The 12,407-nt window shown below is 25.9% G+C and carries 12 protein-coding genes and 1 pseudogene; 10 read left to right on the top strand and 3 right to left on the bottom strand.

The genetic code is table 11. The features are described from left to right. The first annotated feature begins 48 nt into the window (after nt 1–48). The 10 genes and pseudogenes from ACH5BK_RS03235 to ACH5BK_RS03190 all read left to right on the top strand — a co-directional run bounded on the left by ACH5BK_RS03235 (nt 49) and on the right by ACH5BK_RS03190 (nt 8,832). A complete protein-coding gene (locus ACH5BK_RS03235) occupies nt 49–549 on the top strand; it encodes a hypothetical protein (RefSeq protein WP_404304369.1) in 501 nt (166 codons plus the stop codon). Nucleotides 550–613: 64 nt separating this feature from the next. Continuing rightward, nucleotides 614–3,130, top strand: a complete 2,517-nt coding sequence (acnA, locus tag ACH5BK_RS03230) for an aconitate hydratase AcnA (RefSeq protein ID WP_404304367.1) — start codon at nt 614–616, stop codon at nt 3,128–3,130. A 520-nt stretch (nt 3,131–3,650) separates the two neighbouring features. Continuing rightward, on the top strand, nt 3,651–3,833 hold the full coding sequence (locus tag ACH5BK_RS03225; protein ID WP_404304365.1) for a hypothetical protein: 183 nt from the start codon (nt 3,651–3,653) through the stop codon (nt 3,831–3,833). An 89-nt stretch (nt 3,834–3,922) separates the two neighbouring features. Continuing rightward, complete coding sequence (locus tag ACH5BK_RS03220) at nt 3,923–5,176, top strand: RHS repeat domain-containing protein (protein WP_404304666.1); 1,254 nt, start codon at nt 3,923–3,925, stop codon at nt 5,174–5,176. 2 nt (nt 5,177–5,178) lie between these two features. Beyond that, nucleotides 5,179–5,568 (top strand): hypothetical protein, encoded by a 390-nt coding sequence (locus ACH5BK_RS03215; protein WP_404304363.1) that lies wholly within the window; start codon nt 5,179–5,181, stop codon nt 5,566–5,568. Between the two features lie 51 nt (nt 5,569–5,619). Beyond that, a complete protein-coding gene (locus ACH5BK_RS03210; protein ID WP_404304664.1) occupies nt 5,620–6,660 on the top strand; it encodes an RHS repeat-associated core domain-containing protein in 1,041 nt (346 codons plus the stop codon). Beyond that, nucleotides 6,653–7,201, top strand: coding sequence for a hypothetical protein (locus tag ACH5BK_RS03205; RefSeq protein WP_404304361.1), 549 nt, complete (start codon nt 6,653–6,655; stop codon nt 7,199–7,201). Before ACH5BK_RS03210 ends, ACH5BK_RS03205 begins: the two co-directional genes overlap by 8 nt. Before the next feature lie 40 nt (nt 7,202–7,241). Further along, nucleotides 7,242–7,940, top strand: a pseudogene (locus ACH5BK_RS03200) (RHS repeat-associated core domain-containing protein); the annotation flags it as partial. Nucleotides 7,941–8,057: 117 nt separating this feature from the next. After that, the gene (locus ACH5BK_RS03195; RefSeq protein WP_404304359.1) at nt 8,058–8,603 is read left to right on the top strand and encodes a hypothetical protein; all 546 of its coding nucleotides are present in this window, start codon (nt 8,058–8,060) and stop codon (nt 8,601–8,603) included. Next, nucleotides 8,578–8,832, top strand: a complete 255-nt coding sequence (locus tag ACH5BK_RS03190) for a hypothetical protein (protein ID WP_404304358.1) — start codon at nt 8,578–8,580, stop codon at nt 8,830–8,832. Before ACH5BK_RS03195 ends, ACH5BK_RS03190 begins: the two co-directional genes overlap by 26 nt. A gap of 204 nt (nt 8,833–9,036) precedes the next feature. Here ACH5BK_RS03190 and ACH5BK_RS03185 read toward each other — a convergent pair whose 3' ends face one another. The 3 genes from ACH5BK_RS03185 to cysE form a co-directional block, all read right to left on the bottom strand. Beyond that, entirely contained in the window at nt 9,037–10,854 is a 1,818-nt protein-coding gene (locus tag ACH5BK_RS03185; protein ID WP_404304357.1) for a PAS domain S-box protein, read from the bottom strand. A 72-nt stretch (nt 10,855–10,926) separates the two neighbouring features. After that, nucleotides 10,927–11,658 (bottom strand): sulfite exporter TauE/SafE family protein, encoded by a 732-nt coding sequence (locus ACH5BK_RS03180; RefSeq protein WP_404304356.1) that lies wholly within the window; start codon nt 11,656–11,658, stop codon nt 10,927–10,929. A gap of 1 nt (nt 11,659) precedes the next feature. Beyond that, nucleotides 11,660–12,376, bottom strand: a complete 717-nt coding sequence (cysE, locus tag ACH5BK_RS03175) for a serine O-acetyltransferase (protein WP_404304662.1) — start codon at nt 12,374–12,376, stop codon at nt 11,660–11,662. Nucleotides 12,377–12,407: the final 31 nt, after the last annotated feature.

The raw sequence follows: 12,407 nt of genomic DNA, 5'->3' as shown, positions 1-12,407 counted from the left end.
TTTATAAAATAAAATATATAATAGTAAAGAATAAATGAATGGTAGAAAATGAACTTAAACACTAAGATACAATGGTTTTATGCTTTGATAGCAATGATACCATTAAGCATTGCAATTTTTCAAATATTAGATTATTCAACATTTAAAGCATTAGGTATTACATCCTTACTTATATTAGTATGTTTTAGTATGTTTTTCTTTTTAAGAAGAAATTATTATTTTTCTTATAAAACTATTATATATTTTTATTTTATAGGTTTTGTTGGAGCATTTTTAGTAGCTTATTTTAAACAAGATTGGTTATTACTACCTATGGTTTTGGCTTTTTGGATATCTTTACTTAAAACTATTTCCTATACATCTGTAGGTAAAATCAACTCCTTGAAAATTTATAAAGAAGAACAAAATAGTAGCTTTTTTAAAAAGTTTTTTATCTCAAATACTAGAAGAACTCAAAATAAATTAATTTTAATTGATATCCTTATTACTATTATTTTTTTCCTTAGTGTTATTATTATTTATACAAGCTTAGCAAACATTTTTAAATAGTTATTAAACATAACTTAGTTATCGTATATTATATTAGTTATATAACATAATTTAAGGACTACTTTTGAATAAGTTTGTAAATAGTTTTACTTTTAATGAAAATGTTTTTTATTATTATGATTTAAAAAATATTTTTGATTCACATTTTGAATTAAAAAAATTACCAGTTTCACTTAAATTACTTTTAGAAGCAAATATCAGAAATGAAAATGAAGAAGAAGTAAAATATATAATAGATGCCTTTATAAAAAGAAATAACTTTAGAAAAATAGGTTTTTATCCAACTAGAGTTGTTATGGATGATTATCATGGCGTACCTATTTTAGTAGATTTAAGTTCCTTAAATGAAGATTTAGAAAACTACAAAAAAGAAGATTTTATAAGCCCTAAGATTCAAGTGGATTTAATTGTAAAAGATAGTGTAGATGATAAACAAGAAAAATCGATACAAAGAAATAAACAAAGACATCATTTTATAAAATGGTGCCAAAATAGATTTGATAATTTTACAGTTATTCCTCCTGGTTTTGGAGTTTATCATCAAGTAAATTTAGAATATTTATCTACAATAGTTAATATTAAAATGCAAGATGAAAATGTATTTATATATCCTGAAACTCTTGCAGGAACAGATAGTAAATCTACTATGATGAATGCTTTAGGGGTTTTATCTCTAAAGTTTAATACTTTAGAAACACAAGCTATACTTTTAAAGCCTTATTCTAAAATACATATTCCAAAAGTTTTAGGAATTGAAGTTGTAGGTTCTTTAGCTCAGGGAGTTAGTATTTTAGATACAACATTAAATTTGACGAACTTAATTCAAAATGAGGATTTAACAGCTAGTATTATAGAGTTTTATGGCCCAGGGTTAAAAAATATATCTGTAGAAGATAGAGCATATTTATCTGAAGTGGTTATTCGTAGTGGGGCTATATGTGGATATTTTTGTATTGATGATAATAGTATAGATTTTATTGAAAAAACAAGAGGAGTAGATGCTACTTTAATTAAGACTTATTATCAAAAACAAGGTATTTATAATGATTCTATTCAAAATTGGGAGTTAGATTATGATAAAAAATTTATATTTGAATTATCAAAAGTAAAACCTTTAGTAGTAGGGCCTAAAAATTATGAAGAAAGATATATAGTTGAAAATGTACCTTCTAAATTACAATCTTTTAAAATAGGAAACTTTGTAAAAGATAATGATATCGTCTTAGCAAATATAATTTCATGTACCTTTACTTCAAATCCAACTCTTTTAATTCAAGCAGCACTACTTGCTAAAAAAGCTTGTATGTTGGATTTAAGAATAAATAAAAATATAAATAGCACTTTGACCTTAGGTTCTATTATTATAAAAAACTATTTAGAAGAGTTGGATTTATTAAAATACTTTAAACAATTAGGTTTTAAGATTTTAGATGTTAATTATTTAAATTCATCAACAAAATTAGAAGAAATCAGACAAAGTGTAGTTTTAGATATTCAGAAATTTAATTTAAATGTATCTTCTGTTAATTCAGGTAAGGATTTAGAGTTAGTCTCTAGGGATTTAGTTAAATCAAATTGGTCAATGTCTCCTGCTTTGGTTGTTTCTTATGCCTTAAAAGGGAATATGAATTTTTCAATTACAAAAGAGCCTATAAGTACGGATATATTTTTGAGTGATTTATGGCCTAGTATCTCAGAAGTAAATGAAGAATTAGGAAAAATAAGCAGTAAAATGTACGCTGATGTATATAAAAATATATTTATAGGTGATGATTATTGGCAAAATATTAAGTGTGAAGATACGGATATTTATCCTTGGAATGAAGAATCAAGTTATATTCAAAAGTCTACATATTATAATAAAGTAGAAAATAAAAACTCTATTGCTAATGCAAGAATAGTTGCATTACTTTTTGATGATGTTTCAAGTGAGTTAATATCTCCAGAAGGAAATATCCCACCTTATTCTCCTGCTGCTTTTTATCTTTTAGATAAAGGCTTAAGACCTGATGAATTTAATACTTTTTCAAAAAGAAGGTCTAATACAGAGCTATTACAAAGGGGAGCTTTTTCGGATATAGAAGTTAAGAATAAAATAGTATTACCCAAAGAAGGTGGGTACACTAAAGATTTTGATTCTTATGAAGTATTACCAATTTATGAATATTGTCAAAGAATGAAAAAAGAAAATATTGATTTAGTGATTTTTGCAGGTGAAAACTATGGAGTAGGAAAGGGTACTGATTGGGCTGCTAAGGCTACAAATTTATTAGGTATTAACTGTATTATTGCAAAATCTTTCGATGAAAATCATAGATCTGATTTAGTGAAAATGGGTATCTTGCCTTTATGTTTTATCGATGATGATATTGATAGTTTAAAATTAAAAGGAAATGAAACTATTACAATAGATTGTGAAAATCTAACTTCAAATAGTAAAATAGATATAAAAATAAAAAGATTTGATGAGGTTGAGAGCATTGAAGTTCAAGTAAAACTTTTAAATGACTTAGAGTTAGAGTATTTTAGGAATAAAGGGGTTATAAATTACTTGTTGAGTGAAGTAGTGACAGGGGAGTGACTAATTCCCCCTTTTATTAATATAATTCAATTGCTAAAACTGAAAATATTAAAACTAACACTACTAATTTATACAACATTGAAACTCCTTTCAATGAACACTCCCACCCAACACTACCCGCAAAAAAAAAGGTAAGGTTTTACCCTTACCTTCAGTGTAAATCTAGTAGGTAGTCACTCCTACAAGAGTTTCAATGTATTGTATAAATTAGTGTAATTATACAAAAAAGTAATTAGAAAGTCAATTGGTTGTACTGATCCAATATATATTTAGAGAATAAGGAGCAGGCTATTAATTTCCACTTTTAGAAAAATCAAATTCAAAGAAATAGAGAAATAGGGGCAGGTCATGAATTTCCACTTTTCAAAACTAAATTCACAATTCAAAACCTGACCCTTTATACTGTAGGTTATGATTATTACTCTGGTGAGAATTTTATTACTTACCCAACGAGGTATAGGTTTCGCGGTAGGGAATGCTGATAAACAAAAAGAAAATGGAATGAAAGAAGAGGAAATATATGAATAATGTATCAAATGTTCTATTAGGAATATTTTTTATTTTTATGGGTGTTGCTATAAATTTTAATCCACATTTAATAGTAAATAAATTTAATCAGCCTATTGATCTATCATCTTATTATACAATAGGTTTTATAGTAGTAGGGGTTATTATAATAATATTTTATAGAAAACTAAAATAAAAATGATATTCATTCACTTCCAATTTCTAGTTTGGTAGTGTACATGGAAGAATAGTTACAAAAAAGAAGTAAAACAAGAATCTCAAACAATAGCAACATATACTTATGATGCATTAAATAGAAGAGTAAGTAAAACACTTATAAATGAGAATAAAACTATTACTTATATTTATCATAAAAATCAAGTAATACAAGAGTATGAAAATGATAATCTAACAAACTCTTATGTTTATGCAGACTATATAGATGATCCAATAGCATATAGCTATAACAGTAGTATTTACTACTATATTAAAGATAGACAATATTCAATAAAAGCATTAGTAAGTTCAAATGGAAATGTAGTAGAAAGATATTCTTATAGTTCATTTGGTAAAATAACTATCAAAGATAGTAATAACAATGTTCTTTCAAAATCAAAATATAATAATACAATCACATATACAGGAAGAAGATATGATGTAGAGACAGATATGTATTATTATAGAAATAGAATGTATTCAGCAGATTTAGGAAGATTTATATCAAAAGATCCTAAGGGATATGTAGATGGTATGAATCTTTATGCTTACGTGATGAATAATCCATTGAAGTATTTAGATCCTATGGGGACTATGGCTAGGGATACAAATACTAGTTTTATAAGTGGTTTTATAGATAGATCTAAAGATATAGTATCTAGTACAATAACAGGAATAAAAAATCTACCATCATCTCTTATGGGAGTAGGAAACTATTTAGCAGAAGTAAGTGGATTAAGAGATTTCCAAAGTTCATCAGTTGTAGAATCAAGCTTTATTCAAAATCAAGCACTTGATTCTACTAAAGAATTTTTAAGTATATTTGCTAATAATTATCTTACTGTAGATGGATTAACTGAAAAGTATAGTGAGGCTAAAAATTATATAGAACAAAGTCCTGGTGCTTTTGCTTCTGATGTAGTATTTATGGCTTTACCTATTCCTAGTAAGAGTTTGAAAGTTTTTGATGTTGGGGAATATAGTACTTTATTAAAAAATCATAAAGTTGAAGGTGGAACTGTTCATCATGTTGGACAAGGTGCTTTAATGAAAAAATATTTAGGAAATGACTATAACTATAAAGATGGAGCATCTATTATAGTTCCTAGAAAAGGACATACTCAGTTAAATGATTTTGGTGATAGATTAACTACAAAAACAAAGTTAGAAATTGTAAATCCTAATACAAAATCTCCTGTAAGATCCGTAATTGCAAGGGATATAAGTGAGTTAAGGAGAGTTTATCCTGAGATATCGAATAGGAAATTACAAGAGCTTATTCAGTTGAATAAAAATAAATATCCAGACTATATGAGGAAATAGCAATGAAAAATAAAGAATTTATAAATATAATTTTAAAAGAGGTTTTCTTTTCACAAAAAAATATAAATTTAGAAAGATTTTGTGATTTAGAGATTGATAAGACAAGGAATATCATTAGAAATATAAAAAAGATATTTAATAAGTTAGATGAAAAAGAAAAAGAAACATTTTTATTATATTTAAACATTAATACTGATGAAACAATTAGTAGTATATTATCAATAGTAGATCAATGGGGAGGTGGATATTATGATGATGGAAAATATAATGACGGTCATTTTGAGTTATATTATGTAAGTGATGAAGAAGGAAAATATAGTTATCGAGTAGATGAAGATTCTACAAGTTTATTTCTTGAAAAAATGGAAGAGATAAATGAAAACAAAGGTTAATTAATATATTTTTTCCTTGTTCCCATCGTCCCAATGGGAATGTATAGCTAAATAACAAACTCATATGTATATGGAGAATATATAGATGATGTCTTAGCCTATACAAATAATTCTAATACATACTACTATATCAAAGATAGACAATATTCAATAAAAGCATTAGTAAATTCAAATGGAGATGTAGTAGAGAGATATTCTTATAGTTCATTTGGTAAAATAACTATCAAAAATAGTAATAACAATGTTCTTTCAAAATCAAAATATAATAATACAATCACATATACAGGAAGAAGATATGATGTAGAGACAGATATGTATTATTATAGAAATAGAATGTATTCAGCAGATTTAGGAAGATTTATATCAAAAGATCCTAAGGGATATGTAGATGGTATGAATCTTTATACTTACGTGATGAATAATCCATTGAAGTATTTAGATCCTATGGGGACTACGGCTTATGAAAAGTTTGAAGATGAGTATGGAAGGGGAACAGTTAGTTATAGTATTAGTGGAGACACGGATAGTTATAATGTGACCTATGAAGATAATACAGGGTTTGGGAAGAATAATGATTACTTCTACTCTTTTGAATCTTCAGAAGTAAGAGTTAAAGAGAATAATAGTTATTTTGGAATTATAAATGATATATCTTATTCTTTTGAAATTAAAGATAGCCATTTGCCACAAGATGAGCGAAGTCCTGATAGATTAACAGCACATGTTGCATACAGACCATTAATGGATGTTCTTTTATTTGGTGAAAATAATCCCATTGATGAAAAGCTTAATACAGTGATAGCTCATGAACATATATGGTGGAATGATTTAAGTAATATTGGATTTCATAAGAATGATGCTGGAATTAGTGAAATTTTTAGAGAAGAAGATAAAGATATCTTTAAATATACAGTATGGAAAGATAAAGAATATGAAGGTAATGCTATGAAACAAGCTGTTAAAGTAACAAGAATAGGTATCTATGATCTATTGGATAGTCCTTTTGATAAATGTGATATTCAAAATAATTGTCAAGACTTTGTAGATAGAGTTGATAGAAACTATAATAAAATGGTAAATATTTATGAATAAAAATTTATTAATAAAAATAGTTGCCTTTTTTATTCCTTTGTATCTTATATTTGGGTTGGGGTATCTACCTAGCTTTTATGCTAAAGTAATGCATTTTAGATATTTCTTCTCTACTCCTGATGATTACTTTATAAAAGTAGTAGATGATAATAAATTTGATTTTTATACAAAAGATTATAGTAAAACATATAAATTAAATTATAAATATTTTACTCTTTATTCTATTCAAATAGAAGATAAAAATAAAAAAATATCCTCAGTTTTTTTTAATAGTAGGGAATATCAATTTGATGGAGAATTAATTGTTGAATATTTTTCTAAAGATATTCGAATAAGTAAGCAAGTTTTATCTAGTGTAAGTAGAGCATTTTATAGCAAAAATTCTTTAGAATATTTTTCTTCATTCGAGTTAACAACTTTTCCTATTCCAATAGCTAATAAATTTAAAGATTTAAGTATTAAACTTACTGTTCTTAAACCTATTAAATTTAATAGTGAAAATAAATTAAAACTGTCTATAGGGGCTACATTGAAAGAATAGATGTAATAACAATGTTCTTTTAAAATCAAAATATAAAAATACAATCACATATACAGGAAGAAGATATGATGTAGAAACAGAAATGTATTATTATAGAAATAGAATGTATTCAGCAGATTTAGGAAGGTTTATATCAAAAGATCCAAAGGGGTATGTAGATGGTATGAATCTATATGCTTATGTGATGAATAATCCATTGAAGTATTTAGATCCTATGGGGACTACGGCTTATGAAAAATTTGAAGATGAGTATGGAAGAGGAACAGTTAGTTATAGTATTAGTGGAGACACGGATAGTTATAATGTGACTTATGAAGATAATACAGGGTTTGGGAAGAATAATGATTACTTCTACTCTTTTGAATCTTCAGAAGTAAGAGTTAAAGAGAACGATAGTTATTTTGGAATTATAAATGATATATCTTATTCTTTTGAAATAGATTTGAATAATTCAAATAGATTAACGGCTCAAACAGCTTATAGAAGTTTAGCAGATATTCCAAATCTAGCTAGACCTATAGTAGAACACTATTTTCCTATATATGCTTGGGTAGCTGATAAGTTAAATATTGAATTAGCTCATCAGCATATGTGGTATAGTGATAATTCAAATATAGGGTTCACCGAGGAAGATGATATTAGTAAAACATTTGATGAACCATATACTATGAAAGAAGAATATTATAATTGGAGCGATGAAATTTTTGAAGGAGTAGCAATGAAAGAAGCTGAAAAGTAACTATATCAGGTGAATATAATTTAATTGGTAACCCTTTTAATAATTGTGATATACAAAATAATTGTCAAAGTTACATGGATAGATTAATTAATAATTATAAAAAAATGGTAAATGTTTATGAATAAATTAAAAAAAAAATTGTTCATAGTTCTACCTTTAATTGTTATATATATAGTATTTAAACAAGGTTATGTACCTAATTCAATTATATATTTTAGTGGGATTAAACATGCTTTATATACTCCGTCTGATTTTTATAATTATAATATTGAAGATGATAATTTTAATTTTTATAAAAAAGGATATTCTAAAAAATATGATATTGATTTTAAATACTTTACACGATATACAATACGTATGATGGATAAGAATAAAAGAATCCCTAGAAAAATTGATAATAAACAATATGAATTTCAAGGAATAATTAGAATTGATTTCTTTTTAAAAAATAAATTAATTAAAACTGATTATATGAATAATCGGAATCGTTGTATAATAGAAGATTCTTTATATTATAGTAGTTGTGAATTATTTGATTTTTTATTCCCTATAGAAAATACATACAAAGATTTAAGTATTAAATTAACAGTTATTGAACCCATAAAACTCTCTAATAGTAATGATTTATATCTTTATATTGGTGCAAGTAAAGTTTATAGATAAAGATAATAGATTAGTTAAAACAAAACTATCAAATGGAATAACACAAGATGTAAATTATGATGATAGATCAAGAGAAGAGAAAAGAGAATATACAAGAAATGGACAAATAGTATATTCTCAAACAACACAGTATGATTCAAACTCAAATGTTGTAAGAGAAGATATAGTAGAACAAAATACAAATATCATAAAAGAGTATTGGAGTGGTAACTTAAATTCAGACACGTAGTTTTCACTTTTAATAAATAAGGGTCAGGTCATGAGTTTCCACTTTTTAAAACTAAATTCACAATTCAACACCTCGTATCTACATGATATAATAAATTTAGAAGATGTTTTATTTCAAAGATTGATTAAAAGTGATAATAAAACCTAGAAAAAGGTAGATGTTATCTTCTATTCTTTTTTAGTAGATAAATCTAAAGCCTCTATTTCAACTCTTTTTACTTATTGGAACAAGTATTTTAAAAGCAACTCCTTTTTCTTCTTCTTTTTGTATATTTTCTACGCTAATACTACCATTTAGTCTATCCTCTATTATTTGCTTAGACATATAAAGTCCAATTCCTGTACCTTGACTTTGGTGTTTTGTTGTAAAATAAGGTTCAAAGATTTTATCTATTATATTTTCATTAATTCCACCTGCATAATCTTTTATTATAATACAGGCATTTAATAACTCTTTTTTTGATTCTATTTGAACTATTTGTTGGTTTTTGGTTTTATCTTTATATGCATCTTTTGCATTGTTGATGATATTTAATAAAACTTGAATTAATTCATTTTTTATTCCATATATTTCACAATTGTCATTAAATTGTGTTTGAATAGAAATATCATAGCTTTTTAATGATGAATCAGTTAGCTGAATAGCTTTTTCTATAACATCATTTACAAGAAAGATTTCCTTATCAGAACTATTTTTAAAATAGTTTGAAAAGTCATCTATTGTTTGAGATAAATAGTTTGTCGATTTTAATATTCCTTCTGCAAATTCACTAAAGTCTTCATCACTTAGTATTCCAAACTCTTTTTTTAGTTTCAAACCAGATGCAGATGAAGTAATAACAGATAAAGGTTGTCTCCATTGATGGGCAATGTTTTTCAACATTTCTCCCATTGAAGCCATCTTTGATTGCTGGAACATGATTTTATCTTTTTCTCTTAATAACTGCTCTTGCTCTTTTAATTTTGTAAAATCAGTAAAAACAGAGATATAATTAATAGGTTTATTATTTTCATCATATACTGTATTAATAGTTACCCATTGATGAAAGAGTTCACCTTTTTTATTTCTATTTGTAATCTCACCTTCCCATGAACCTTTTGATTTTATTGAAGACCATAGATTATTATAAAAAGCTTTTGAATGTTTATTTGATTTTAATATTTTTACTTTTTTATGTAGTACTTCTTCTTCTTTATATCCTGTAATATCTTCAAAAGCTTTATTTACAGATAAAAATCTTGTTTCTAAATCTGTAATAAAAATACCTTCTTTTGTATTTTCATAGATAGTATCTGATAGTTTTAATTTCTTTAAAGCCTGCTTTCTTTTTGTAATATCAAAAACAATAGAATAAATAAGGTTTTCTTTTTTTAGACTTATTGGTCCTGTATAAACTTCAACATCAATTATTTTTCCTGTTTTGATTTTATGTTTAAAGTTAAAACACTCTTTTTCATCAGTTAAAGCTTTTTGGATATCTTTTTGTAAGTCTTCATAAGGTAGGGTATTTATATCAGTAATATGCAGTTTTTTAAACTCTTTTGATGTATAACCATAAAATTTATTAGCAGCTTTATTTGCTTTTATAATTTTACCTGTTTTTAGAGAGGTTACAAGTACTGGAATTTTATTAGCTTCAAAAAGTTTTTGATATCTTTTTTTACTTCTTTTTAGTTCAAGAGATAATTTTTTGTAATTGATTTTACAAACACCAAATATTTTGTTTCCATCTTTTATAAAAGTATCAATCCATTCTTGGAATTCTTTATTATTTTTTTTGATTTTATACTTTATACTTCTTTTTTCAGTATCATTTATAGTAAGTTTTTCCAAAAAAATATTACGATGACTTTTTTTTATTATTTGAATAAAAGAGTTGATATCTGATAAATTTTTACTCTTATCATACTCTAATAAGGCATTTAAGTCTTTATGCCAGTTTATTTCTTTAGTTTCTAAATTGATTTCGTAAGCAATATCACTACTATTTTCTATTAAGAACTTTAAAAAATTATTTTTCAAATTTAACCCTAGATAATTATTTAAAAAGAATACTACAGTAAAGAAGATTACAAATCAATTTTTCTTTGGATTTTAGATAGTTTTATACAACATTGTTATTAAAATAATTGTATTTAGTATTAATATGTACTTTTTATATGAGTTTGAATGAACTAAATGTTTTACTTTTATTCCAAAATAAACACCAATTAGTGAAGCTAAACCAATAATAGCACCTTCTTGAAATAACATGTGACCATTTAATGATAAAGATGTAAAACCAGCAATAGAAGAAAACACAACAAAAAATAAACCTAAAGCTGTAGCTGCTTTTAAATCATATTTTAAAAAGCCTATTAAAATAGGAGTTAATATAACAGAACCCCCAACCCCAATACTCATAGCTATAATTCCTGTAAAAAAACCAATTAAAAAAAGAGTTAGTTTATTTTTAGAATGTGGTTCTTCATCGTTTAAAGCAGGTGTTATAAATATCTTTATAATTGAAAATATTAATATAGCAATAAATAGATATTGAAGTGTTAAGTTTGACACATTTGAGACAATAAGTCCACTTTGTAGTCCTCCTACAAAACCACCAATACCAATTATTAAACCATCTTTTAAAAAGTTTTTAGCTTTTCTTGAATTTAAAAAAGTTCCATAAATCGATGAAAAAACCATTTGCATTATTGAAATAGCAATTGCTTCTTTCATTACAAATCCAGACATTAAAAGTAAAGGTACAAGAATCATTCCTCCACCTACACCAAAGAATCCTGATATGAAACCTGTTAATATTCCAAAAGATGCTAGCTCTAACATTTTATTTCTTTTTTATAGAGTTCATTGCATTTATAAATTTATTATAATCTTCTTCAAGCTTTTTATCTTTATCACTTACATCAATACCATCTTGTTCTTTTAAAGCAACTTCAAGAACATGAATTCTCTCAATTAGATATTTAAACATTTCTTTATTGATATCAGGTAAATCTCCATGAGCTAATTTGCAGTTTTTATTATCTCTTTTTATAATCTTTGCAGGAACACCAACAGCAGTTGAGTTTTTAGGTACATCACAAACTACAACTGAGTTAGCTCCTACTTTTGAGTTTTTACCAATTATTAGATTTCCTAAAACCTTTGCTCCACTACCTATAACTGCATTTGCTCTTACTGTGGGGTGTCTTTTTCCTTTATCAAGACTTACACCTCCTAGTGTAACACCTTGGTAAATAAGTACGTCATCTTCAACAACTGCTGTTGCTCCAATTACTACACCTATTGCATGATCAATAAATACTCTTCTTCCAATAGTAGCAGCTGGATGAATATCTGTTTTTGAAAATAGTGAAACAATTCCAGATAGAACTCTTGAAAGTTTAGTCCAACCTTTAAGATACAGTCTATTAGCAAGTCTATGTGTAGCTATTGCCCAAACACCTGGATAATTAAAGAAAAGCTCAAAACTTGAATTTAGAGCAGGGTCGTTTTGTTTTGGTACAGAAAAATCTTCTTTTACTTGTTGCCAAAGGCTAATATTTTTTTGTTCATTTAGAATCTTTTCTTTT

This window comes from Arcobacter sp. YIC-80 (assembly GCF_044841725.1).
Taxonomy (GTDB): Bacteria; Campylobacterota; Campylobacteria; order Campylobacterales; family Arcobacteraceae; genus Arcobacter_B.
Note: the sequence above shows the minus strand (reverse complement) of the source record. Positions and strands in the feature narration are given on the sequence as shown.

Bases quoted from the DNA above. Each gene is read 5' to 3' on its own strand.
- ACH5BK_RS03215 (WP_404304363.1), top strand. From the start codon at position 5,179: ATGAAAAATAAAGAATTTATAAATATAATTTTAAAAGAGGTTTTCTTT.
- ACH5BK_RS03180 (WP_404304356.1), bottom strand. From the start codon at position 11,658: ATGTTAGAGCTAGCATCTTTTGGAATATTAACAGGTTTCATATCAGGA.
- ACH5BK_RS03205 (WP_404304361.1), top strand. From the start codon at position 6,653: ATGAATAAAAATTTATTAATAAAAATAGTTGCCTTTTTTATTCCTTTG.
- ACH5BK_RS03225 (WP_404304365.1), top strand. From the start codon at position 3,651: ATGAATAATGTATCAAATGTTCTATTAGGAATATTTTTTATTTTTATG.
- ACH5BK_RS03195 (WP_404304359.1), top strand. From the start codon at position 8,058: ATGAATAAATTAAAAAAAAAATTGTTCATAGTTCTACCTTTAATTGTT.
- ACH5BK_RS03235 (WP_404304369.1), top strand. From the start codon at position 49: ATGAACTTAAACACTAAGATACAATGGTTTTATGCTTTGATAGCAATG.